The sequence below is a fragment of the Cognataquiflexum nitidum genome (genome assembly GCF_022538055.1).
GTDB classification, from domain to species: domain Bacteria; phylum Bacteroidota; class Bacteroidia; order Cytophagales; family Cyclobacteriaceae; genus Cognataquiflexum; species Cognataquiflexum nitidum.
Genome location: NZ_JAKZAM010000006.1, coordinates 126,817 through 151,693, shown reverse-complemented (window position 1 = coordinate 151,693; position 24,877 = coordinate 126,817). Strand labels below are relative to the sequence as shown.

Here is a 24,877-nt window from a genome sequence, read left to right as displayed (position 1 = left end):
TATATGAGATCCTTCATCCCGGTACCTCAGGTTACCAATGACATCATCAGAGCTCAGGACATCTCAATTCTGTCTCAATGTTTTGGCTAAAGCCGTTTTGTTGCTTGGCTTTTATTATTGAATGGGCTAAAGCCACATTCCTATTGAACCTCTTTATTCCAACATGTCATTCCCCTTTCTGTACATTTACAAAAGTTGGGTACGCAGGATGACGTCGCTGATATTCGACATCTTGACAACGCACGGCAGACAATCAGACAACAACGAAAACAATTACAACCACTACAACAATTACAACCACTACAACAATTACAACCACTACAACAATTACAACCCTTAAAAGAAATCCCATCAACTTGAAAACTCGACAACGTGACAACGCGAAGCAGACAACAATTACAACCACTACAACCATTTTAACCACTACAACCACTACAACCACTACAACAATCCCATCCCTCCAATCAATTTTTTTCCTATTTTTAATCCATGTTCCAACGATTCTTTCAAATCCTCAAATCACCCATAGTTTTTGTGTTGCGGAAGCCCACCATTTGGTTTTCCAAAAAGATTTCCTCCTCACCCGACAAGGAATATGTATTCAAACGGTTGACGGAAATCTATAAGGATATCACCCAAAACCCCAAACCGGAAGAAGGCGCACTTTACAACCTCGACATGCGTGGCAACAGCTTTATCATCCTCAGCGATGTGCACAAGGGCAACAGGAAAGGCAGGGACGAGTTTCGGCATGCCGAGAACAATTACCTCAGCGCATTGGAACACTACAATGAAAAGGGTTCTTTCTACATCAATTTGGGCGACAGCGAAGAGTTTTGGAAGTTCAACATCTTCTCCATTATGCAGCACAACAAAAAGACTTTTGAGGTGGAGAAGAAGTTTGTGAAGCGGAATGCTTTTTTCAAGATCTATGGCAACCATGACCTATTTTGGAAGATTGATCCATTTGCGAAGATGTACCTCCGGGAGATTTATGACAAAGCCATCAATATCTATGGAGGCATTGTCGTCCGGGTAAAGTACAAAGACGGGAAACATATCGATGTCTTTTGTACCCACGGTCATCAGGGGGACAAAAGGAGCGATGGGAACAAGTTTTCCATTTGGTTTGTGGCCTACATTTGGGGGCCTCTGCAGTCATTTTTGGATATCAACATCAATACGCCTGCCTTAAGTCAAACTGAAAAAACGCTCCACAACAAACTCATGTACGAATGGAGTCAGCAGCAGGAAAATGTAGTCTTGGTGACCGGACATACCCATCAGCCTATTTTTCACTCTTATAGCCATATCCAACAGCTCCGGGTCCAGTTGTTAGAGGCAGAGAAAAACGGGGATGTGGATAAAGTAGCTGAATTGGACCAAAAGATTAAACGCCACCCGAGTCAGTGTACTTTGGAAGTTGCTGACCTACCGAAGTATAAGCCCACGTATTTCAATACCGGTTGCTGCTGCTACAGTGACAACAGTATTTCGGGGATTGAGATTGCAGATGGATTTGTAAGGCTTGTCCGTTGGGGAGACGAAGAGGGGGTGTCTAAGAGGGAGGTATTGGAGGAGTTGCCGATGAATGAGTTGAAGGATATGTTCATGGATAGGTAAGCTCGCAAGCTCGAGATTAATAATCCCACAAAGACACTAAGGAAAGGGAATTCAAGTAAGCCCAGAAATGAAGTATCCCGCAAAGTCGCAAATAAAAGCCCATTGCGCTCTTAGCGAAACCCTTGCGCCCATCGCGGTAAAATATTGCTGAAAAATGTCCCGCAAAGTTGCAAAGGCGCAAAATATTGCTCCCCTTAGCGAAACCTTAGCGTCCATTGCGGTAAAAAAAACTTTTCATACTCGACTGCAAACTCTGTGTTCTCAGTGTCTGTGGTAAAATAAAATAACTTATACTTCAAATTGCGCCCCATAGCGAAACCTTAGCGTCCATTGCGGTAGAAAAAGTTTCCCGCAAAGTCGCAAAGACACAAAGAACATTTGCGGTAAATAGTATTTTATTGGCTAACTTTTGATCAACTCAACCGCATACCACATGGACAATTCCAAAGTTATCCACAATTTTTATAACGCTTTCGCAAAAGGAAAAGTGGAAGAAATGCTCTCTTGTTACCATAAGGAGATAATTTTTGAAGATCCTGTTTTTGGTGCACTCAAAGGAGAAGAAGCCAAAAGTATGTGGAAGATGCTTCTCGCTCGGAGTAAAGGAAACCTCAAAGTTACCTTTTCAGATGTCAAAGTAGTGCGCAATTCAGGGGAAGCTAAGTGGGAAGCTATCTACCCTTTCGGTTCCGAAAAAAGAATCGTGCACAACAAAATCAAAGCAGAGTTTGAATTCAAGGATGGCAAAATCATCAAACACACCGATAAGTTTGATTTGTGGAAATGGTCAAGAATGGCATTGGGCTTCAAAGGGGTGTTGTTGGGTTGGTCGCCATTGGTTCAGAATAAAGTAAAAAGCCATTCTAAAGACTTGCTTAAAAAATTTATGGAAAAGTAAAATTTTCCTTCTATTCAGAAATCCATTACAGCAATAAATAATTAATTGCTTGGAAGGGGAGGTTTGGCCGTCCAAAATGACTTTTTACTGGTTAATCTATCCTAAAAAGGTTTATAATTTTTCGTAAGTATTGAAAACTCCGAAAGATTTTTCTAAATTATCGCGTCTTGCTGACCACAAAACAATACGGGTGAAGAATCTCATAAAGACCAATTAAAAACTGAAAAACATGTTTTTAAGGGAATTTTTTTAGGATTTTTCACCCTTAGTTTTTTGAGTTAAAAACCAGTTTATACAGCCTTCACATTCACTTCAATATTACCCTTCACAGCTTTGGAATAGATGCATTCAGCATGGGCAGCTTCTGCCAATTCCTGGGCTTCTTCTAAAGATGACGCTTTAGGGATGCTGACTGCAATGTCCACAGCCAATGCATAACCTCCCTTATCGGAAACTCCTGTGTGAACTTTAACGGTAATTTCTGAATCGCTTAAGCTAATTCCTTTGGCAATGGCAGCCAATGTTCCTCCAAAGCAAGTGGCATAGCCTGCGGCAAATAACTGTTCAGGGTTGGTTTTTCCTCCTGGTCCGCCTATTTCCTTTGGCATCGCCACATCAAAATCCAACATGCCGTCATCTGTCCTCACATGTCCCCTTCTTCCGCCGGTGTTGATTGCGGTAGCTGTGTAGCTAATGTTAATTTTTTCCATTTGTCTAACTAACTTGAAGTATTTGAAAAGTATTGGTAATGTTGATAACTTCTCTTTCATCCCAACTGTTTAAGATCAAGCAGGAATTTTCGAATTATCTACAATGCTTCTTTTATCTTAAGTGGGTGAAGATTTGGCACATTCCAAAAAAATTGCCCTTCCAAATCGAAAAGGCAATTTTCTACTTTAACCTAGCCAATCAATTAACCATTAACCATCCCGATAGCTATCGGGACCAAATAACCAAATAACCCAATTAATAATACCTCCCAATCATCGGGTGATCGACAATAGCTCTTTTTAACTCCATCGCATTGATTTCACCCAATCTTTTATAAGCCATTTTTCCTCCCGGTTCGATCAGAAGTGTGATTGGCAGACTGCCGTCCCATTCGTTTTTAACCACATCGATCACTGCGTATTTGTCTTCTGTGTCGATCAGGTAATTTGGTACAGCCGAGTATTTGCTTTGAAGAAACTTCAAGACCTTATCTTCCTGATTTGGATTGTCCATGCTGAGAGAAACAAACTGAAAATCTCTTCCCATGTACATCCGTTGGATTTCGATAAACTCCGAATACTCAATTACACAGGGACCGCACCACGTTGCCCAAAAGTTGATCGGCAATAATTTATCAGTATCATTCTTGAGTAGATCAGCCAATCCGGTTGTGGATATCTTTTGTACTTCAACCGGTTTTTTCTTCCATTCCTCGTTTGTCTTGATGGTATATTCATTTTTCCAAGCCCATTTTGTCGAGCAACCGAAGGCTGGCGTGATAGACTTATCCACAGGCAAAGGTTCTCCGGCCAAAGTTTTTTCGATGGCGTTCCGGAGGTCTTCTGCATTGGCGGTTCCCGGTTTTTCGGAAGCATCTATTCTGCCTGAGTAACTCAGTTTTCTGTCTTTGTTAAATACAAATACCTGAGGTGTAGCTGTCGGGCCATACGCCAATGAATATTCATGCGTATCGCCATCATATAGATATGGGAAATTATATTTTTTATCCACATACCTGATCTGCATGCTTTTGTAATCGTCACCGAGGTCAGTATAACCCAATTCCTCTGGCAATATACCTATTGGACTGTTTGGTGAAATGGCTAAAAAAGCCACGCTTTTGCCCTTGTATTCCTCGACCAAAGTGATAAACCTGTCCTCATAAGCTTGGGCTGTTGGGCAGTGGTTGCAGGTGAAGTTGATGACCAATACATCTGCATCTTTAAAATCTTCGATAGAGACCATTTTACCTTCCACATCGGGTAGGTTAAAGAATGGTGCCTGATCACCAATGGCCAATTTGCCAACAGGCTGTTCTGTCATTTCCTGCGGATTAGGATTAAACAGCCCTGTCAAATCCTGTGAAGTCTCCTTATTTTCGGAAGTTCCTTGATTGCCACATGACCATAAAATAGCCGTGCTGAGCAAAATCAGAAATGTGGATAAGTGTTGTTTTTTCATAAGTTTCAGGGTTTATTTGACAGGCTATTAAATGATTATTTAACAGCCTGTCTTACTTACTTGGTTTCAGCTTATTTTACGTAAGAAGCTTTATTCAAATATTCAAAACTTTTTAGAACACTTTCGATAGGTTCAAAATTATACCTTTCTACTTCTACATAGAAATCCTTCATGCCTTGGGCATAGGCTGCCTCAAAGATCGGTTTGAAGTCCATGGTACCACTTGCCCCGATTTCTTCCTCGTCTTTGATATGGAGAAGAGGGAACCTTCCCGCATATTTATTCAGGTAATCCACAGCAGGATATCCACCTTTTTGAGACCAATACACATCGAGTTCGAAGCAGACAAGTTTCGGGTCAGTGTTTTTGATCATATGGTCCATCATGATAGTTCCTTCGATTTTTTCAAACTCCCTGGCATGGTTATGAAATCCAAACATCAAACCTGATTTCTTGGTCACTTCTCCCACCGAATTGTAATAATCACACCATACATCCAATTCAGCCAATGTTTTTGGGATAGGCATAGAAGGTTTGATCAGGTATTTGGCGCCCATCCTTTTATGGTCATCGGCAGCTTTTTTCCACCACTCCAATGCCTCTTGCTTTTTGGCAGGATCGTATTGGGGCCCACCGACATGGGCACTCTGCAACTTCAGCCCCAAATCTTCTATGTATTTTCGATAAAATACTGGCTCCATACCATATACCAAGCCATCTTCATAATTTGCATTTTCAAGGTGTTTATAACCGATAGAAGAAACAAGCCGCAATGTGCCTTGGGGATCATCCGTCATGTCTTTTCTGACCGAATATAACTGTAACCCTATTGGCTTTTTGGCAAATGGTGCTGCAAATAAATCTGGGGGGGCAAGGATACTTCCCAATGCCAATGCGCCAGATATTTTTAAGAATTCTCTTCTTTTATTCATAATATGATGGGTTTAAAGCTTATATCCGTTTTCGTAATTGTAATGCAATCTGGCGTTTGCCTTTTTGTCTTTGATGAATTTTTGGGCCACGGGATCCCAATCCAATGGACGTCCCAATTCCGCGGCAATATTTCCAATTGTACAGACTACGCATGTACTGTGGCCGACTTCCACAGGGACGATAGGATCCTTCCTTTTGATGACAGAATCTATAAAATCCCAATGATGTTGTGGATAACCTAATTTTGGCAACTCCATAACAGGTTGGAGACTTTTGTCCGAGGAATCAAAATTGCCCCTCGATACTTTGATCCAACCATCCTCACCAATAAACTGAACGCCTTGCCTGTTCCCGTCAAAAGGCCCGACAATCATTTCTACTCCATTGGCATAAAGGTAGGTCAAAGGTTTTCCGTCTTTGGCGGGAATGACTTTGACGGGACCGCTTCTGTCCATACCCAAGCCCCACTGTGCGATATCAAACATGTGCGCGCCCCAATCGGTCATATAGCCTCCGCCTGTTTCCTTATAGGATCGCCATGCGCCCCAAAGCTTTTCATTTTGTTCAGGTTGGAGCGAAATGGATGGATTGAGTTTTTCATTGAAGTGTAATTCTGGTAAAGGACCGAGCCATGTTTTCCAGTCCAAGCCTGCCGGTATTTCTTGTTTTTCAAGGTCATAGGGAACCGGGTGTTCAGGTTGACCGACATGCACGAGCACCTGTTTTACTTTTCCGATTCTCCCTTTCAACACCATGCGGGCAGCATGTTGGAAGTTGACATCGGAGCGCTGCTGACTGCCAACGGCTAGAATCGTGCCATGCGACCTTACGGCTTTGACTAGTTCTTGACCTTCCTTGATGGTCAGGGTAAGCGGTTTTTCGAGGTAGATATCCTTTCCGGCTTTGCAGGCATCTATCGCCATGAGGGCATGCCAATGGTCCGGTGAGGCAATTACAACGGCATCGATGTCTTGCCTTGCCAGAAGTTCCTTGTAATCTTTATAAGCACCAATAGTCGGAGTGGGTTTTCCCAACTCAGCGCTGATTTTGTTTACTCTAAGCTTAAACCTCTCCCTTTTGATTTCATAGACATCTGCACATGCCATTATTTCCACACCGGGAATTCGCATCATGCCATTGAGAAGCCCCATTGATTGACGCCCCACCCCAATGAATCCCAACCTGATTTGATGGACGTCACCGGGTTGGATTTGGTTGGAGGCAAAACTAATTCCGGGTAAAAAAGATAGTCCTGCAGCACTCAGTAGAGAGGTTCCTAAAAATTTCCTTCTGGAAACTTGGGGTAAGTATTTTTTCATTGTCTTTCGGGTTTGTTGTTAATAAATACCCCTTCAAGGTAAATTTGGATTATCTCAGGGTAAATTGCTATTTTTAGATTAGCACAGCATAATATTACTTTAAATCGGGCTTTCATAAAAGTTTAGACAACCGAAAATCAGTCTTGGAATAGGTTAGTTTGATGAAACCCACTATTTCTTATTTGTAAGGTGATGGACAAAAATAAACCCAATATACTTGTCATCGGATCCGCCAATATGGACATGGTAATCCGGTCTGATCATTTTCCTGTTCCCGGTGAAACGATCATTGGAGGAGATTTTTCTTTGATTCCGGGAGGAAAAGGTGCCAACCAAGCAGTGGCTGCTGCCAGATTAGGAGGGGATGTCTGCTTTATTACCCAATTGGGAAAGGATCTTTTTGGAGATCAAAATCTCGAGAATTATAAAAAGGAGGGAATAGACACCTCTTTTATAAAACAGAACCTTGACCAACCTTCCGGCGTGGCTTTGATCACTGTGGATAAGTCAGGTGAAAATACCATAATCGTCGCTCCGGGGGCCAATCACAGCCTTTCAGTAGCAGATATAGCAGCAGCTTCAAAACCATTTCAGCGAGCGGATATTTTGCTTGTCCAACTAGAGGTGCCAATTGCTGTGGTGATGGAATCTTGCCAAAAAGCCTATGGTTTGGGCAAAAGGATCATCCTCAATCCCGCTCCGGCCATGGATTTGCCGGAAAGCTTGTTTCGCTTTCTTTACCTGATTACTCCTAATGAAACCGAAGCCGAGTATTTGACCGGAATCAAAGTGATAGGAGAAGCTTCGGCTTATCAAGCTGCTTCAAGATTGAGAAATAAGGGAATGCAACGCGTCATCATTACTATGGGAGCTGTCGGTGCATTTCTATTTACTGATACCTTTCAGGGAATCATTCCCACTACCAAAGTGGAGGTAAAGGATACAACTGCTGCCGGGGATACCTTTTGTGGAGCTTTGGCAGTGGCTTTGGGTAATGGAAAAAATATCCAAGAGGCTGTTGCCTTTGCCCTAAAAGCCGCTACGCTCTCCGTGCAGAGATTTGGTGCACAGACGTCGATACCGTATTTGAAAGAACTTTGAGAAACGAGAATCGAAAAACGAGAAGCGAGAATTGAGAGACGAGAATTGAGACAATAGGACTAATTTGTAATTTAAGCTAATCTTATACCCTAAGTGACTCTCCAACTTGACAACCAGACAACGCGAAGCAGATAACCCGACAACCATTACAACAAATACAACCATAACAACCCCTCAAGCCGAAATCCATTTTAACTTATGAAAAAGACTTATCCTATTTTACTTTCCCTCTTGGTTTTGCTCTTTTCCTGTACAGGCAAAGTTGAAAATACTACCGTAGAGGAAGTTTTGCCGGCTGAAAATAAAGTTCGCCTCATTTATGACACGGATGCTAACAATGAGTTGGACGACCAATTTGCCCTTATTTACCTATTGCTCAATGGGGAAACCTTTGACCTTGAGGGCGTCACTGTCAATGCCACCAAAAGTGGAGGAGACATCAATGGACATTATGAGGAGGCAAAACGAATCCTGCAACTTGGTCTCAGTTATGAAAAGATTCCTTTACTCAAAGGGGCCAATGGGTCATTTGCCGACATTCAGTCAACGGTCTCCACAGGAAATTTTGACGGACAAGAGGCAGTGGATTTCATCATCGAGCAGGCAAATGCCGACAATCCCGAAGAACTCATTCTGCTTGCTGTTGGGAAACTGACCAATGTGGCTTTGGCTTTGGAAAAAGACCCTTCCATTGCCTCCAAAATGAGGGTGGTTTGGTTAGGATCCAATTATCCACAGCCCGGAGAATACAATCAGGAAAACGATACTGTGTCTATGAATTATGTGTTGAATACGCAGGTTCCCTTTGAAATGGTCACCGTCCGCTATGGTGAACCCACCGGAACTGATGCAGTCAAAGTCACGCAATCGGAAATCAATAGCCGCATGCCCGGTCTAGGTCCACAGATTGAAACTCCTATTGTGGGAAGGCATGGAGGAGAGTTTTACAATTTTGGAGACTATGCGGTCAACTTGTTTGAGCATATCGATTATCACGGCGATCCTCCTTCCCGCGCTTTGTTTGATATGGTGGCAGCAGCGATTCTAAAAAATCCTGTTTGGGGAGAAAAGAGAGAGATTCCATGCCCAATCCTGATTGACAATCAATGGGTAGAAAGGCCTGCGAATCCACGAAAAATTGTGCTTTGGGAGAATTTTGATCGGGATGACGTCATGGCTGATTTCTACGAATCTTTTATCGATTACAAAATCGTCAACCCAAAATAACCCTGCCTATGTATATCATTGAATCTTATTCCTTGGCAGTTGTCTTTTGTATCATCACCATGTTTTGCTGGGGTTCATGGGCCAATACCCAAAAACTTGCAGGTTCTGCATGGCGGTTTGAATTGTTTTATTGGGATTATGTCATCGGGATTGTTATCCTCTCTTTGGTTTTTGGTTATACCTTGGGAAGTAGCGGAGAGGGAGGAAGGGGATTTACCGAAGATTTGTTTCAAGCTAGCAGCAGTAGTTATTCACTTGCTTTTATTGGAGGGGTGATATTTAACCTTGCCAATATCCTCATCGTTGCGGCGATTGCTTATGCAGGTATGTCGGTCGCATTTCCTGTCGGTATCGGGCTTGCGCTTGTATTGGGTGTCATCGTCAATTATGTGTCCAATCAGCAAGGAGATCCTGTCATGCTCTTTGCTGGGGTGGCTTTGGTGGTAGTTGCCATTGTATTGGATGCCATGGCCTACAGAAAGCTCGCCTCGACCAACCAAAAAAACCCAAAAGTCGGATTGATTTTGGCTTTGGTGGGAGGATTTTTAATGTCTTTCTTTTACTTCTTTGTGGCGCAATCCATGTCACTCGACTTCTCAAATCCTGAGGGCGGAAAATTCACTCCCTATGGTGCAGTATTTGTCTTTTCGATTGGGATCCTGCTGAGCAATTTTGTATTCAATACTTTTTTGATGAAAAAACCCATCGAAGGGCCTCCATTGACTGCTCCCGATTATTTTGCCGGAAAGCTTCCTGTGCACCTATTCGGAATCTTGGGTGGGATTATTTGGTGCATCGGCATGTCTTTTAGCATCATTGCTGCCGAAAAAGCAGGACCTGCCATTTCTTATGGCTTGGGTCAGGGAGCGACTATGATCGCAGCTTTTTGGGGAGTGTTTATTTGGAAAGAATTCAAAAATTCACCGAAGGGAACGGGCAACCTGATTGCAGGAATGTTTTTGTTTTTTGTAATAGGTCTTGGGATGATTGTCTATGCAGGAGTTTAAAAAGCCTCCTCCACATCATATTTCCACAAATAAAAAAAAGCCTGCTCAATTCCTTCAAAATTCCGTCCCGGATTGGTTCGGATGATAACCTGCTTCCCTTCTTCATCTTCGATTTTGACCATCTGATGACTTCCAAAATAGGAGGTCTTGACGATTTTTCCGCTCAGTTGCTGACCGGGTCTTTGGACCACTTCAGCATGCTCGGGTCTGAATATTAGACTGACTGGATGCTTGTGTTTTTTCGCTTCAGGATCCGTGATAAACCCAAAGGAAGTATAGAATCCTTCCCCCGAAGGTGTGGCGAGGAGGTCATTTCTTTTGCCGAAAAAATTGGCGACATAAGGATTTACAGGATTTTCATAGAGTTCCTTGGGAATATCTATCTGCTGCAAATAACCTTTGTGCAAGATGGCGATACGGTCTGCTGTGGACAAGGCGTCCTTGGTGTCGTGGGTGACAAAAATAGCCGTGATTCCTGTTTTTTTGATGATTTGACGGATTTCTTCCCTTACCTGATCTTTGAGCAAAGCGTCTAAATTGCTAAAGGGTTCATCCATCAGCAGGATTTTTGGATTGGGTGCAATGGCCCTCGCCAAGGCCACCCGCTGCTGTTGTCCACCAGAAAGTTGGTGTGGATATTTATTGACATCTTCGTTTAGCCCCACCAATTCCAAAGTTTTTTTGGCAATTTGCATTGGATCGCCCATGGTTTTTTTGATGCCAAATTTCACATTGTCCAAAATGGTCAAATGTGGAAAAAGTGCATAGTCCTGAAAAACCATTCCAACCTGCCTTTCATGGGCAGGAACAGATTTTCTGCCTTCAACAATCACCTGACCGGAGAGGGAAATGGAGCCGGAATCCGGATGTTCCAGGCCTGCAATCAGCCGCAGAAGCGTGGTTTTGCCGGAACCGCTTTCTCCCACCAATGCCAAAATCTCTCCTTCTATAACATCAAAGGAAATATCATTCACTGCAAATTCCTTTGCTTGACTGTATTTTTTATTGATTTTTTGGAGTGATAAAATTGTCATGGGAGATTTTCTTTTTTTCCTCTTTTCATGATCATCCTGTTGAGCAAAATGATAGGAATGATTCCGGTCAAAATGATGATCAGGGCGGCATTGGATGATTCAGCAATCATTTCATTGGTGGCCATGTCAAAAGTTTTGGTGGCCAAAGTCTGAAAGTTGAAAGGGCGCAAAATCAAAGTTAAGGGTAATTCTTTTAATACATCCACAAAGACAAGCAATACTCCCGAAACAAGACTTGTTTTGATCAGGGGAAGGTCGATTTTCCAAAGTGTCTTGGTACTTCGGACACCTAGCAACCTGCTAGCTTCATTGACATGGATGCCGATTTTTTGAAATCCAGCTTCTACCGGATTGTAACCTACCGCCATGAACCGTACGATATAGGCAAAAACCAAGGTGAAAAGCGTACCCGAAAAAAGCAATCCTGCTGTGGAGGAAAACAATGTTCCATAGATCCATTTGTCAAGGGCAAGAAAAGGAATCATCACCCCCACAGCAATCACGGCACCGGGAATGGCATAACCCAAAGTTGAAATTTTGGTGATGTTTTTCACCCATTGGAATGGACTCAGTCTGAGTGCATATAGCAAAACCACCGCAAGGAATACAATCACCAAGCCACTGACAGCGGCCAACCCAAAACTGCGGTAGATAAGCAGAAAGAAATCCTGATTCACCACTTTGTGGTAGGTCAAACTCACCCAATGGAGAAGCTGAAAAAAGGGAAAGAGAAAACTGAGCAAGAAAATAAAGGTACAGATTCCTGTATAAAGTATTTTTTTACCAAGACTTGGAATGAGCCGGGCAGTAGGTTTGTGGAGCCCGGTGACAGCGGCAAATTGCCTGTTTCCTCTTTGGCGGGATTCCAAGTAGAGGATCAGAAACACAAAAACCATCAATATCGCAGCGAGATAAATCGCCGTTGTGACATCACCCATCGAAAACCAAGCCCGGAAAATCCCGGTAGTAAAAGTATTGACACCAAAATATTTGACTGTCCCGTAATCATTGAGGACTTCCATTGATGCCAAAGCAATGCCTGCCACGATCGCCGGCCTCGCCATTGGCAATGCGACTTTGAAGAAGGTCTTTAGCCTATTGGCTCCCAAGAGAAATGAAGCCTCTTGCATGGTTTTGGATTGCTGCAAAAAGGAAGCCCGCGAAATCAAAAAAACATATGGATACAAAGTGATGGAGAGAATGAAGATCGCTCCGGGAAGATTCATCAGGTCTATCACACTTCCCTGGAAATTGATATCAAAATTATTCCTCAAAAATACCTGAACGGGACCGGTGTAATCAAAGATTCCCACATAGGTATACGCCATGATGTATCCCGGAAAGCCCAATGGCAAGATTAACAGCCACTCAAAGTATTTTCTTCCGGGAAATTCATAATTGGAAACCAACCAAGCAGTACTGACTCCAATCAAAAAAGTAAAGAATGCTACACCTAAGAGGAGAAAAACAGTGTTTTGGAAATAGCCAAAAAGGAGGTTGTTGGCAATATGTTGCCAACTCCCTCCCGGGCTATCAAATAGTTTGATAAATATGGTAAACAGAGGAGTGACCACTAGAAGCAATATCAGCAACGAGTAGCCGGTCCACTTATTCCACCAATAATAATTACGTTTTAGGATATCCAATACTTCAGCTTATTTCCAACCTACTTTGTCAAATATGACGACTGCATCACTGTTGTTGTCACCCAACACAGAAAGATTTACCTCATCTGCTTTGAATGTCCCCCACTTTTTGAGCAAGTCAGACAGTTCAACATTTGGGTTGACAGGATATTCAAAATTGATGTTGGCCAACATTCCCTGTGCTTCTGCTGCAGAAAGGAATTCGATCAACTTGATGGCATTGTCTTTATTAGGTGCATGTTTGGTTACGCCGGCACCGGAGATATTGATATGCGTGCCACGGTCATTTTGGTTAGGGAAGAAAATGGCTATTTTCTCTGCTGCTTTTCTTTCTTCTTCATTTTCGTCATTGAGCATAATGCCTATATAGTAGGTATTCACAATGGCCACATCACCTTCACCTGCCGCAACAGCCTTCACTTGATCACGGTCACTTCCTTTGGGAACCCTTGCCATGTTGGCCAAGAGATCTGCAGCCCATTTTTCAGCACCTTCTTTGCCATGCTGCGCTATCACAGATGCCATCAAGGATTGGTTGTAGATATTTTCTGAAGAGCGGGTCAATATTCTTCCTTTCCACTGAGGTTCAGTCAAGGCTTCATAGGTGCTCAGTTCTTCGGGTTTTACCCTTTCGGTGCTGTAAGCAAATATTCTCGCCCTGTAAGTCAGTCCAAACCAAAATCCTTCAGGGTCTCTGAATTTTGCAGGAATGTTTGTATCCAAAGTTTCAGAACTGACAGCTTGAAACAAGCCCTTGCTTTCAGCCCTATGAAGACGTCCTGCATCTACGGTAATCAACACATCAGCGGGTGAATTCGCGCCTTCCAATTCAAGTTTTTGGATAAGCTCATCAGCGGAGGCGGATACTACATTCACTTTGATGCCGGTCTGCTCGGTAAATTTGTCAAAAAGTTGTTGGTCGGCTTCATAATGTCTGTGGGTGTAGACATTAACCACCTCCTCTTTTTGTTCTGTAGTACCACCACAGGAGAATAGAATTGCCCCAACAGAGGCTATTAAAGTCGATTTGATGATGTTTTTTAACATGTTTTTTTGAATTAGTGGGTCAAAAATAATCATTATTTAAATCAAATCTAAATAAAAAGAAAAAGAATTTTATATTTGTTCCGAACAAGAAATGCCATTTATAGATTCTTTAATTACCTCAAATTCACAATACTTATGACTATCCAACAACTTGAATATATCATTGCAGTGGACAAGCACAGGCATTTTGGACATGCTGCGGAGTCTTGCTTTGTGACCCAACCTACGCTAAGCGCACAGGTAAGTAAATTGGAAAAGGAATTGGAAGTAATCTTGTTTGACCGTTCTAAAATGCCCGTGATTCCTACCGAAATAGGAACCCAAATCATAGAACAGGCAAAGCGTGTAGTATCAGAAAGTAAAGGAATATTTGAGCTTGTTTCCCAACTCAAAGGGGACATCAGTGGGGTGATCAAATTGGGGATAATTCCCACTTTAGCGCCATACCTCTTGCACCGATTTATACGTTCATTTCTCGAAAAATATCCCCATGTCAAACTGCAGGTGGAGGAAACGGTGACGGAAGAGATTATCAAAAAACTGAAAAATGATGAACTTGACCTTGGGATAGTGGCGACGCCTTTGGATGAAAGTGGCATTGTGGAAAAACCCATGTTTTATGAGAAGTTTTTTGCCTACCTGTCAAAAGGACATCCTTTGCTGTCCAAAGAAAAACTTTTGATCAAAGACCTCGAAACAGATGACATGTGGATGTTGCAGCAGGGACATTGTTTCAGAGATCAGGTGCTGAATCTGTGTACTCAGACCAAATTTGAGCGGATGAATTTCCATTATGAAAGCGGTTCTCTCGAAGGGCTGAAAAATATGGTCAACCAATATACCGGTATCACGCTACTCCCCGAGTTGTCTACTGCTTCTCTAAACGACGAGGAAAAATCCCGGCTGAAGTCCTTCAGTGACGAGACTCCGGTCAGGGAAGTGAGCATTGTGTTGACTCGAAGCTTTCTGAAAAAGAAATTGGTAGAATTGCTCTATCATGAAATCTCCGCTGCCATTCCCCAAGAAATGACTTCCAAAGCCCATGGAAAAGTAGTGCGGTTTAAATAATAGGCAATTTTTTCCTCGGCAAGGACAATAATTTTGTAATTTTCCAGTCTTCCAATTTTCCAATCGCCTATGTCCTCACACCATTTTGTCAAAGAACAACAAGAGCCGGCTTTGCTGATTTTGGATACTGCCGGAATCAGTTTTGAGCAGATTGCACCTTTGTTGGAATGGGTTCCCACGCTTTTGGTTGCGCAGGAAGCAGTTCCTCTCGTTATTTCTTGGGGTATCAAGATTGATTTGATCCTTGCAGAAATGGATTTTCAACAAAGCCACTACCACCTTCTCGAAGAGCAATATCCTGTGAAGTTTTTGGGTGTCCAAGGTGGCAAATTCCTCGATGAAGGACTTCAATACCTGATCGCTTCCAAACATGGCGCGGTGAATATTATTGGCCTTGACCATTTGAGGGTATTTGAACTTGAACCGATGTTGGAGTTTTTGGATATCGTGGTATGGGATGGTCCCATCCGCTATTTTCCAATCAAAAATGGACAGTTCAAAAAATGGTTTCTTGACACTTCCCTACAACTTCACGCTCCCGAAGGGACATTATTGGAAGTGCAAACCCCTGAGGGAAATGAGATCGTTCAGGTCAAACATGCTACTTTTATCGAAGTACAAGAAGGGACGACCATCATCAAAGGAAAAGGAATTTTTTGGATCGGAGAATTTATGAATGCCTGATTTTTTACCAATCGCTGAATTAAGGAAACTGATCACTGCAAACTTCAAAATTTACTAAACTCATTGACGATCAATACCTTTTCCTTTCACGCCCCTGATCATCCTTTCTTTTCCATTTAGGTCTTCGAAAATTGTAACTTCCCCAAATCCCAAATCTTCCATCAGTTCTTTGGTCTCTTTTGCAAACGCCTCATTGATTTCAAAATATAGCACTCCATTGGGTTTAAGTGAAATTTTCGCTTTTTGGCTGATTACCCTATAGAAAAGCAAAGGATCTTCGTCATAGACAAACAAGGCCAAATGGGGTTCGTGGTCCAATACATTGGTATGCATCAGTGCCTTTTCGGAATACCGGACATAAGGGGGATTGCTGACGATGATGTCAAGATCTTGAAAAGGAAGTTCTTCCGTTAGTATATCCAAGTGAACAAATTCTACCCGAGACTGCAACTGTTCGGCATTTTGAGAGGCAATAGCCAGCGCTTCCCCGCTGATATCAAGCGCGTATACTGTAGAACTTTTCAATTCCAGATCCAACGTAATCGGGATACATCCCGAACCGGTTCCAATATCCAGGATTTTCAATCCCGGTTTTGGGTTTTCTTTGATAATCAGGTGGACAAGTTCTTCCGTCTCATTTCTCGGAATCAACACTGCCGGTGAAACCTCAAATTCCCTTCCGTAAAAAGGAGCTTTGCCAAGGATATACTGAATAGGCATTCCCACCATCAGGTTTTCCATGGCAAGGGTCAATCCGGAGGGCAATGACTCTAGTATTTCATTCTTCAGGATATCCATTCTTTTCTTTCCCAGATATGCTTCAAAAAGCCAAAGAACAAGGCTCTTGGCTTCCTGTTTGGGATAGAGCTCTTGGAGTCTAAGGGAATAATCCTGAAAAAGTCCTTGAAGGGTTGTCATATTTTCTCTTCGCTTATATTTATAAAACTATAAAAAATCAGCGCACCTACACCATAGCAAGCCACATCCAGAATATCTGCTGTATACCTATCCGACCATTTTGGAAGGACAAATTCAAACAAAAACGAGAAGTAAACCAAACCCATGGCCACTTGAGTTTTGGTAAATATAAAGGTGTCTTTCAAAGGATGGATCCATCTGAAAACCTGAAGGCTGATTCCCAGGACAACAGGAATAGCCATCAAGTCATCCAAATAAGCATGAACAAAGGGTATGAAAATATTCTGCACTTTTTCCAGGTATTGGTTGATCCAAAAAACAATACAGGGAATGTAGAAAAATGGATTCCTGAAAACAGCCATTACCCCGGCATCATAGCAATTAGCCAAACCAAAAAAGTGATGATAGCCATATAAATGGTGTAGAAAAAGTTGCCCACGATTTTTGAATTTCTGACAAAGGAACTGTCTGTTTCCTTGATATAGAAAATCCACTTTTCATGGTTTGCCTTGTTTTCTTTTTCCCTGATGAGATGGTATTCAAGGTCTTTACCACCTAGAGATGCACCGCAGTGTTCACATGTTTCATGAATATCGGTGGACCAAGAAGACCACTTGCTACAATTGGGGCATTTTTTTTCTCCCATGCCCTAAAAATAAAAACAAATCCGTAGGAAATTGCTTTCCTACGGATTTGTGCATGAAACTAACCTGTTATTTATAGGCCTCGCTCATTTCTATTTTGGAGGAGGTTACAGTATAGTCGACTGTTTTCTTCCATAAAACAAAATTGCCGATCACCAATGCATCAAGTCCCGTGGAATAAAAACACCTAATGGCATCTTTTGGCGATTCCACTACCGGTTCACCTTGGATATTGAAGCTTGTATTCAGTACCACAGGCACTCCTGTTTTTTCCCCAAGCTTTTTGATGACATCATAATATCGTGGATGAAGCTCTTTTCTGACGGTCTGTAATCTAGCACTTCCATCAACGTGGGTGACCGATGGGATGACACTTTGTTTGTCTTTGAGGACATTACAAACTTTAAGCATAAAGGGTGCCTCTACTTCTAAGTCGAAAAACATATCCTTAGCTTCTACGATTGCAGAAGGAGCAAATGGCCTATATGCTTCTCTGTATTTGATTTCAGAATTGATTTTGGCTTTCATATCAGGAAACGCCGGATTGGCAAGAATGCTTCTGCTTCCCAAGGCCCGTGGACCGATTTCCATGGGACCTTGAAACCAACCGATTATTTTTCCACTTTCTAGCAAAGTTGCAGCAACCTCACAGATATCATCATGCTCGGAATAAGTAAGTTTACAGCCTTTGAGGATTTTCTCAATTTCCTCATTGGAATAGCTTGTACCCACATAAGGGTTGAGGTGCACAAAATTTCTTTTATTTTCAAGTATCCCATTGTAAAGGTAATAAGCTGCCCCGATGGCAGTTCCATTATCTCCTGCTGCCGGCATGACATAGACATCCTTGAATTTACTTTCACGGACGATCCGGCCGTTCATGACACTGTTTAGAGAAACTCCCCCTGAAATTACCAAATATTTGGCATTGGTTTTTTGGTGGAGAATCTCACATATTTCTAAGACCCGGTCTTCCAACACCCTTTGAAAGGCAGCTGCCACATCCATATGGTGTTTTTGGAATTCCTCACCCGGCCTTCTTGGCGTTCCAAAGACTTGGGTGAACTTCGGAGAGAGGTGCGAAAAAGTCATTGGATTGTACTGCATGTTTTGGAAGTTGAAATAACTCAAATCCAACTTTACTCTACCCTCTTTGTCAATTGAGACAATCTTTTCAACTTCCTTTTTGAATACTTCAGGATTGCCCATTGGAGCGAGACCCATAGTTTTGCCTTCATCATAATTGGTCTTAAAACCACAAAACTGTGTCACAGCTTCGTAAAATGAACCCAATGAATGAGGGAAAAAACTTTCACCGAAGGCTTCGACTTTGTTGCCCTCTCCTTTTCCAAGCCAGGTTGTTGCCCATTCACCCGATCCGTCGATACCCAACAGGGCTGCTGACTCGTAAGGTGAAACAAAGAACGAACCTGGTGCATGGCTAAAATGGTGGGGAATGAAATGTACCCTAGGGCCCATGTTTTTTGAGCCAAATATGCCTTTATACCATTTCCAAAATCCTTTTTGTTTTCTGTAGGAATGCACAAATTCGTGGCTAACAAAATGCCGGATTGTCTTGAAATTTGTAACACCATACAGTAATTTTTTACCTAGATTATGGCTAGGCTTGATGGATACTGCAACGTGGTCAATGTCTTTGTACTTCAGATTAGCAATTTCTAAACAACGGGCAATGGCCAGTTCAGGAAAAAGTTTGGTATGTTTGTCACGATTAAGTCGCTCTTCCTCAATAGCAGCGACAAGTTTTCCATCTACTACTATGCAGGCAGTAGAATCATGAAAATAGTAATTAAGGCCTAGTATAACCATAAAGAATAAGTTGGGCGTATAGGGGTGATATACGGATTACAAAATAAATTGGGAGTGAAAATTAGAAATAAAAATCAAATAAAATCTAATTTTAATACAAAAAAATTCTTAAATATATTCAAAGAAAAATTTCTAAATACATGTCGCATTTTCTTGTGTAGAAACGTCTTGAGTTTATTCTAATAAATTTGCTATGAAAAAGATTCTGCCTTTAATTATCACATTTTCAGCCATACTGCTATTCTCGTTCCAATGTGAGGAAGTCAGTCCAGCCGAGAGAATCATCGACGGATGTATAGATACTTCCAAGATCAAAAATGATGTCGCATGTATTATGCTTTACGATCCGGTCTGTGGCTGTGACAACAAAACGTATGGCAATAGTTGCGTGGCAATAAACTCCGGAGTTCTCTCCTTCACTCAAGGAGCCTGCAACTGAAAATCCTTTTTTTCCTTCCGGGTGCTTGACGGCCAATACAACCAAATAAAGTTCCCCGGAAGGTTTTTTTACTTTTACCGGTAGAATTTTGGAAATCTTCGAAGAGGTGAATTTCGGATTCAAAGTATCATTTGGATTTTTTACTGCCTCCATCTACATGTTTTGTGAAGCCCATGGCAGTGTCTTCACTGCCATTATGAAAAACCATTTAGATTGAAAATCAGTGAAGACCTTTACTCAGGCGGAGGAAATTATCTGCGTCGATCCGCGTGATCTGCGGGACTTAAAATTGAAGAACGTTTTGCATGAAAAGTCAGTGGGGACACTGACTTAGGCGAAGTATGTTCTCCCGCAGACTTCGCAGACTTTCGCAGAAGGGATTTGACAGGTCAATGGTTTAGGGATTGATTATTGGAATTTTTCTGCGTCAATCCGCGTGATCTGTGGGAATAATTTTGTCTAATATTCTCCCGCCCATTTCGCTGACCTTCGTCGAGGTGAAGGATAGCAATTCACCTTACAATTAAAAAATCTGCATATCCGAAAACTTCCCCCTCCGATGTTTCGAGGGATTCAACTTTAGCTATTGGCGGTCCATGTTTCAACCATTCTTCCATTTCTATTATAGAAGAAGGATTACCTTCCATTTCGACCAGCACTGACCCATCTGACTCATTTTTCACCCAGCCTTTAATCCCAAGCTCCAAGGCTTTTTGTTGGGTACTTTTCCGAAAGAAAACTCCCTGAACCCGGCCTGAGACTTTGACTTGCTTATTGATCTTCATACCACTTTTCTTCGAAAGTCGAAGTTACTTCGACATCTGCAGTAAGAACCCTATACACCATCCAAATAACCAAGACCGGTGAAAAGGAAAAAACAAACAAAATCAAAGAGCTAGCAAGGTTGACCTGAATGGCTGTCACATAGACGATCAATACAGCAGTCACCAAATAAACAGGAAAGAGGTAGTTTTTCATGGCTATCATTATTTTACAGCCTGATAACAAAAAATCAAAACCGATTGTTGCATCTGCTTCCAATCCAAATCAGAAAGACAACCCTTGCGGGAATAGGGATGGAATAGGTCTATAAGACCTGTGACAAGTAGGACTCGGCTTATTCACCTTCGGCTGCAAGCCAGCCTGCGGCGAGCTTATATCCAAGTGTCAATATGATGGCTCCTGTAAAAAGTCCGATAAATCCGGAAAATATAAATCCCCCGATAGCGCCCATAAAAACAATTGCCATCGGTGCAGGTGCGCCTTTACCCAACAAGATCGGCTTGAGAAAATTGTCCAACAAACCTGCCACAAGCATCCATACAGTAAACAAAGTCGCTGTCAGGCTGTCGGCTGTCCCCCAGATATAAAGGACAGTACCGATAGAAACCGGAAGTATACCGATCTGTACGATAGACAAAATCAGGCAGATCAAAATCCAAACTCCTGCAAAGGGTATCCCGGCCACGACTAGGCCTACACCGGCAAAGATGGATTGGATCAAAGCCACTCCCAATATTCCTTTGACCACATTACGAATCGTCACCTCTGCACTTTCGGCCATATCCTCACCCATTTTGCCGGCAAGTTTGGTGAAAATCGTCTTGAGCATTTGCGTGCCTTCCTTGGCATAGGCAAGCATCACCCCACTTATACCAATGGACAACGAAAACAGCAGCAATCCCTTTGCGCTGCTCTTCAAGAGATCCAAAAACTTAAGCAAATAGGGTTTGATTTCATCTTGGTGATTGGTCAGGGTTTGCGAAAGACTTGAAGAAGCCTCAGTCCAAAGACCAAATATCTTTTTCCCGATTATTGGCCATTCTGCTACCTTATCGGCAGGAGGAGGCACATGAAGGTCATTGCTTCTGTAGGCATGGACCAACTCCTTAAACTCATCCGCAGTTGCGATCAGCAACCACACTCCCGGTCCTATAATCAGTAAAAGCAGCGTGAGGGCAATGATGGTGGCAGAAAGCGCATTTTTTCCCTTCAAACTGCGTGAAAGCCTGACATGAAGGGGGTAAAATGTCGTCGCCAAAACCGCTGCCCAAACCAGAGGTGTGATAAATGGCTCCAGAATGAAAAAACACCAGACCAACAACAAACCAAGGGCAAGCAACTGAAGAGAATGAAAAACCACGGGGTTGATCTTGATTTTTTGATTGGATTCAGGTAAGTTCTTTTCCATACAAATTGCTGAGTGTTTGGGATTCAGAATCTAAGGTAAGTGTCATTTAGCAATGAAAAAGCATTATTTAGAAATTAAATTTGGATAAAATGCAATACTTGCCAAATTTTTATAGGCCAAAACTATTTGAGCCTTTATTTTGATTTTTCATCATCACCTTTTACCTCTCACTTTTTACCTTTAACCAAATAACCAATAACCAATAACCAATAAACAATAACCCCCTCCCAATTATTTTTACCCGAATCCAAACCAGCTTTGCCTTGATTGTGTTATGACTTTGCTATGAATGGATTTCGATTTACACAATACATCCCGCCCAACGATCCGGAGAAAAACACCTTCGAAAACCTGCTCAATATTTTCCTCCAACTCGTGACCATGACCGGCGGGGATGTAGCCGAGGCACTCTCTTGGTTGACCAACCTCGACAAGCGCTACAACATGACCAATCCCGGTTACGGCATCGGTGATTTTATAGAAGACCTCAAAACCAAAGGCTACCTCACCGAGGAAAATCAAAAAGGAGAATTCAAGATCACTTCCAAAGCCGAGCAAACCATACGGAAAAGTGCGTTGGAGGAAATCTTCGGCAAACTCAAGCGCGGCAAAAGTGGCCAACATCGCACCACCCACTCCGGTCAGGGCGAAGAGAAAGGAACTGACCGAAGGCCTTACACTTTTGGGGACAACCTTGATCAGATTGCACTTACCGATTCGATCAGAAATGCGCAGGTAAACCACGGTTTTGGAGGAGATTACCTCCTGACCGAAGATGATTTGGAAGTCGTCGAGAATGAATTCCGCTCCCAGACTTCCACCGTGCTGATGATCGACATTTCGCATTCCATGATTTTGTATGGGGAAGACAGAATCACGCCCGCCAAAAAAGTCGCCATGGCACTCGCCGAACTCATCAAAACTCGATATCCAAAAGATACCCTCGACATCATCGTCTTTGGCAATGACGCTTGGCAGATCGAGATCAAAGACCTGCCCTACCTCCAAGTCGGTCCCTACCATACCAATACCGTCGCAGGATTGGAATTGGCAATGGACTTATTGAGGAGGAGAAAAAATCCCAACAAACAGATATTTATGATCACCGACGGCAAGCCCACCTGTCTCAAAGTTGGAATCAAATACTATAAAAATGCCTTTGGCATCGACAGCAAAATCCTGAATGAAACCCTGAAACTCGCCGCACAATGCCGCAAGCTGAAGATTCCTGTCACTACATTTATGATTGCTTCGGATCCTTACCTGAAGGAATTTGTCAAGGAATTTACCAAAGTCAACAACGGAAATGCCTATTACAGTAGCCTAAAAGGTCTTGGAGACCTGATTTTTGAAGATTATAAAAGAAACCGAACCAAAAAATTTTAACACATGGATTACAGCAAATTAGCAGGAAAAGACCTTTTGAAAATAAAAACCCTCGGCGAACTCAAAGCCGCCGGATACCAATCCAAATCCATCAAAGAAGAACTCCGCCAAAACCTGATCCACAAGATCAAAAACAAAGAAAATGTCTTTGAAGGCATTTGGGGATATGAAGATACAGTCATTCCTGACATCGAGCGGGCAATCCTTTCCCGTCACAATATCAACCTCCTCGGTCTCCGCGGTCAAGCCAAAACCAGGATTGCGAGACAGATGACACACTTGTTAGACGAGTACATTCCTGTGGTGGAAGGATCCGAACTCAATGATGATCCTTTTGCTCCGCTGACAACTTTTAGTAAAGAACTCATACAGCACAAAGGCGACCATACGCCCATCTCATGGTGGCACAGGGATGACAGATACACTGAAAAGCTTGCGACGCCTGACGTGTCGGTGGCGGATCTCATCGGTGATGTCGATCCGATTAAAGCCGCGACGATGAAGCTTTCTTACAACGACGAGCGCGTTATCCACTACGGACTCGTTCCGCGCTCACACCGTTCCATCTTTGTCATCAACGAACTCCCCGATCTTCAGGCAAGGATCCAAGTGGCTCTTTTCAATATCCTTCAGGAAGGAGATATCCAAATCCGTGGATTCAAATTGAGATTGCCGCTTGATATTCAGTTTGTGTTTACCGCCAATCCTGAAGACTACACCAACCGTGGTTCGATCGTCACTCCACTCAAGGATAGGATCGAAAGTCAGATCATCACGCATTATCCCAAGAGCATCGAGATTGGCAAAAGGATTACTGCTCAGGAGGCAAAATTGCAGGGCAAGCCTTTGGACAAAATCCACGTGCCGATGCTGATGAAAGACCTGATCGAGCAGATTGCCGTGGAGGCGAGAAAGAGTGAATATGTGGATGAGAAAAGCGGTGTGTCAGCCCGTCTGACTATCTCGGCTTATGAAAACCTCATTTCTGCGGCGGAAAGAAGGCTTTACATGAATGGGGAAGAGAACACAGTGATCCGGATATCGGACTTGATCGGCGTCATTCCTGCCATCACCGGGAAGGTCGAATTGGTCTACGAAGGCGAACAGGAGGGCGCCGGGCTCGTGGCTTACACCCTGATAGGCAAAGCCATCCGGACCTTATTCACAGATTTCTTCCCTTCACCTGAGCAAAAGAAAAAAGAGAAAACAGATAACCTGTACACCCTGCCGCTGTCATGGTTTGGGGAAGGAAATACCCTCGATTTATTGGCTTCGCAAAGCGACAAAGAATACAAGACACTTCTGCATCAGGTTCCGGGGCTCGAAAGCATCGTGACCAAACAGGTGAAAGCATTACCCGAAAGAGAAAAGGAATTCTTCATGGAATTTGCGCTTCATGGATTGGCAGAATACAGCCAACTCAGCAAAAAAATGCTCGACACCGGGATGCAGTTCAAGGACCTTTTCAGCTCGATGTTTGACATGGGAAGTCCCGGGGAAGACGAGGATTTTGATGAAGACAATTAAATATTCCAATACACAGAGCTAATCAATGCGAATGACCCTCCTGACCTATCGGGGGGGTTATTTTTTTAAAATATTACTCACGCAGAGCCGTAGGAAATCTGATGGAATCACCAAATCCCTATCCTCAGCAGATAGTAGAGTACCTTAGTTGCCTACAGCAGATAGATCGGATTTCCTTTATTA

At 42.7% G+C, this 24,877-nt stretch carries 25 protein-coding genes; 11 read left to right on the top strand and 14 right to left on the bottom strand.

Annotated elements, in window-relative coordinates:
• Positions 1-163: 163 nt before the first annotated feature.
• The 3 genes from MMU07_RS05975 to MMU07_RS05965 all read left to right on the top strand — a co-directional run bounded on the left by MMU07_RS05975 (position 164) and on the right by MMU07_RS05965 (position 2,521).
• The gene (locus MMU07_RS05975; protein ID WP_241124932.1) at positions 164-340 is read left to right on the top strand and encodes a hypothetical protein; all 177 of its coding nucleotides are present in this window, start codon (positions 164-166) and stop codon (positions 338-340) included.
• A 149-nt stretch (positions 341-489) separates the two neighbouring features.
• Positions 490-1,623 carry a metallophosphoesterase gene (locus MMU07_RS05970; RefSeq protein ID WP_241124931.1) on the top strand — a complete coding sequence of 378 codons (1,134 nt, stop codon included), beginning with the start codon at positions 490-492 and terminating at the stop codon, positions 1,621-1,623.
• Between the two features lie 433 nt (positions 1,624-2,056).
• A complete protein-coding gene (locus MMU07_RS05965; protein ID WP_241124930.1) occupies positions 2,057-2,521 on the top strand; it encodes a nuclear transport factor 2 family protein in 465 nt (154 codons plus the stop codon).
• 290 nt (positions 2,522-2,811) lie between these two features.
• On the opposite strand, the gene MMU07_RS05960 is transcribed toward MMU07_RS05965, so the two are convergent.
• The 4 genes from MMU07_RS05960 to MMU07_RS05945 form a co-directional block, all read right to left on the bottom strand.
• Entirely contained in the window at positions 2,812-3,231 is a 420-nt protein-coding gene (locus tag MMU07_RS05960; RefSeq protein ID WP_241124929.1) for an Ohr family peroxiredoxin, read from the bottom strand.
• A 256-nt stretch (positions 3,232-3,487) separates the two neighbouring features.
• Complete coding sequence (locus tag MMU07_RS05955) at positions 3,488-4,693, bottom strand: redoxin domain-containing protein (RefSeq protein WP_241124928.1); 1,206 nt, start codon at positions 4,691-4,693, stop codon at positions 3,488-3,490.
• A gap of 71 nt (positions 4,694-4,764) precedes the next feature.
• Complete coding sequence (locus MMU07_RS05950) at positions 4,765-5,625, bottom strand: sugar phosphate isomerase/epimerase family protein (RefSeq protein ID WP_241124927.1); 861 nt, start codon at positions 5,623-5,625, stop codon at positions 4,765-4,767.
• Between the two features lie 12 nt (positions 5,626-5,637).
• Positions 5,638-6,945, bottom strand: a complete 1,308-nt coding sequence (locus MMU07_RS05945; protein ID WP_241124926.1) for a Gfo/Idh/MocA family protein — start codon at positions 6,943-6,945, stop codon at positions 5,638-5,640.
• A gap of 192 nt (positions 6,946-7,137) precedes the next feature.
• On the opposite strand from MMU07_RS05945, the gene rbsK reads away from it, so the two are divergent.
• From rbsK to MMU07_RS05930, 3 genes are all read left to right on the top strand, one after another.
• Positions 7,138-8,046 (top strand): ribokinase, encoded by a 909-nt coding sequence (gene rbsK, locus MMU07_RS05940; RefSeq protein WP_241124925.1) that lies wholly within the window; start codon positions 7,138-7,140, stop codon positions 8,044-8,046.
• A gap of 198 nt (positions 8,047-8,244) precedes the next feature.
• Positions 8,245-9,273 carry a nucleoside hydrolase gene (locus tag MMU07_RS05935; RefSeq protein WP_241124924.1) on the top strand — a complete coding sequence of 343 codons (1,029 nt, stop codon included), beginning with the start codon at positions 8,245-8,247 and terminating at the stop codon, positions 9,271-9,273.
• 8 nt (positions 9,274-9,281) lie between these two features.
• Positions 9,282-10,280 (top strand): GRP family sugar transporter, encoded by a 999-nt coding sequence (locus MMU07_RS05930; protein ID WP_241124923.1) that lies wholly within the window; start codon positions 9,282-9,284, stop codon positions 10,278-10,280.
• On the opposite strand, the gene MMU07_RS05925 is transcribed toward MMU07_RS05930, so the two are convergent.
• The 3 genes from MMU07_RS05925 to MMU07_RS05915 are packed head-to-tail and all read right to left on the bottom strand — an operon-like array spanning position 10,277 to position 14,040.
• Positions 10,277-11,314, bottom strand: coding sequence for an ABC transporter ATP-binding protein (locus tag MMU07_RS05925; protein ID WP_241124922.1), 1,038 nt, complete (start codon positions 11,312-11,314; stop codon positions 10,277-10,279). The two genes, MMU07_RS05930 and MMU07_RS05925, sit on opposite strands and share 4 nt — an antisense overlap.
• Positions 11,311-12,960 (bottom strand): ABC transporter permease, encoded by a 1,650-nt coding sequence (locus MMU07_RS05920; RefSeq protein WP_241124921.1) that lies wholly within the window; start codon positions 12,958-12,960, stop codon positions 11,311-11,313. Before MMU07_RS05920 ends, MMU07_RS05925 begins: the two co-directional genes overlap by 4 nt.
• 9 nt (positions 12,961-12,969) lie before the next feature.
• Positions 12,970-14,040, bottom strand: a complete 1,071-nt coding sequence (locus MMU07_RS05915; RefSeq protein WP_241124920.1) for a Fe(3+) ABC transporter substrate-binding protein — start codon at positions 14,038-14,040, stop codon at positions 12,970-12,972.
• A 102-nt stretch (positions 14,041-14,142) separates the two neighbouring features.
• Here MMU07_RS05915 and MMU07_RS05910 point away from each other — a divergent pair, with 102 nt between their 5' ends.
• Positions 14,143-15,075: a hydrogen peroxide-inducible genes activator gene (locus MMU07_RS05910; protein WP_241124919.1), complete on the top strand. Its 933-nt coding sequence runs from the start codon at positions 14,143-14,145 to the stop codon at positions 15,073-15,075.
• Between the two features lie 69 nt (positions 15,076-15,144).
• Positions 15,145-15,759, top strand: a complete 615-nt coding sequence (locus MMU07_RS05905; protein ID WP_241124918.1) for a thiamine pyrophosphokinase — start codon at positions 15,145-15,147, stop codon at positions 15,757-15,759.
• A 60-nt stretch (positions 15,760-15,819) separates the two neighbouring features.
• Here the strand turns inward: MMU07_RS05905 and prmC are convergent, their stop codons facing one another.
• The 4 genes from prmC to MMU07_RS05885 form a co-directional block, all read right to left on the bottom strand.
• The gene (gene prmC / locus MMU07_RS05900; RefSeq protein ID WP_241124917.1) at positions 15,820-16,677 is read right to left on the bottom strand and encodes a peptide chain release factor N(5)-glutamine methyltransferase; all 858 of its coding nucleotides are present in this window, start codon (positions 16,675-16,677) and stop codon (positions 15,820-15,822) included.
• Positions 16,674-17,039: a magnesium citrate secondary transporter gene (locus MMU07_RS05895; RefSeq protein ID WP_241124916.1), complete on the bottom strand. Its 366-nt coding sequence runs from the start codon at positions 17,037-17,039 to the stop codon at positions 16,674-16,676. The genes prmC and MMU07_RS05895 overlap by 4 nt, the downstream gene beginning before the upstream one ends.
• On the bottom strand, positions 17,039-17,323 hold the full coding sequence (locus MMU07_RS05890) for a hypothetical protein (RefSeq protein ID WP_241124915.1): 285 nt from the start codon (positions 17,321-17,323) through the stop codon (positions 17,039-17,041). Before MMU07_RS05890 ends, MMU07_RS05895 begins: the two co-directional genes overlap by 1 nt.
• A gap of 67 nt (positions 17,324-17,390) precedes the next feature.
• The gene (locus MMU07_RS05885; protein WP_241124914.1) at positions 17,391-19,151 is read right to left on the bottom strand and encodes a carbamoyltransferase family protein; all 1,761 of its coding nucleotides are present in this window, start codon (positions 19,149-19,151) and stop codon (positions 17,391-17,393) included.
• 193 nt (positions 19,152-19,344) lie between these two features.
• On the opposite strand from MMU07_RS05885, the gene MMU07_RS05880 reads away from it, so the two are divergent.
• A complete protein-coding gene (locus tag MMU07_RS05880; protein WP_241124913.1) occupies positions 19,345-19,590 on the top strand; it encodes a Kazal-type serine protease inhibitor family protein in 246 nt (81 codons plus the stop codon).
• A 512-nt stretch (positions 19,591-20,102) separates the two neighbouring features.
• On the opposite strand, the gene MMU07_RS05875 is transcribed toward MMU07_RS05880, so the two are convergent.
• The 3 genes from MMU07_RS05875 to MMU07_RS05865 all read right to left on the bottom strand — a co-directional run bounded on the left by MMU07_RS05875 (position 20,103) and on the right by MMU07_RS05865 (position 21,781).
• Positions 20,103-20,375, bottom strand: coding sequence for an acylphosphatase (locus MMU07_RS05875; RefSeq protein ID WP_241124912.1), 273 nt, complete (start codon positions 20,373-20,375; stop codon positions 20,103-20,105).
• Positions 20,362-20,568 (bottom strand): hypothetical protein, encoded by a 207-nt coding sequence (locus tag MMU07_RS05870; RefSeq protein WP_241124911.1) that lies wholly within the window; start codon positions 20,566-20,568, stop codon positions 20,362-20,364. The genes MMU07_RS05875 and MMU07_RS05870 overlap by 14 nt, the downstream gene beginning before the upstream one ends.
• A 139-nt stretch (positions 20,569-20,707) precedes the next feature.
• Complete coding sequence (locus tag MMU07_RS05865; protein WP_241124910.1) at positions 20,708-21,781, bottom strand: AI-2E family transporter; 1,074 nt, start codon at positions 21,779-21,781, stop codon at positions 20,708-20,710.
• 285 nt (positions 21,782-22,066) lie between these two features.
• Here MMU07_RS05865 and MMU07_RS05860 point away from each other — a divergent pair, with 285 nt between their 5' ends.
• A complete protein-coding gene (locus tag MMU07_RS05860) occupies positions 22,067-23,167 on the top strand; it encodes a vWA domain-containing protein (protein ID WP_241124909.1) in 1,101 nt (366 codons plus the stop codon).
• Positions 23,168-23,170: 3 nt separating this feature from the next.
• Positions 23,171-24,694, top strand: a complete 1,524-nt coding sequence (locus tag MMU07_RS05855; protein ID WP_241124908.1) for a P-loop NTPase family protein — start codon at positions 23,171-23,173, stop codon at positions 24,692-24,694.
• The last annotated feature ends 183 nt before the right edge of the window (positions 24,695-24,877 follow it).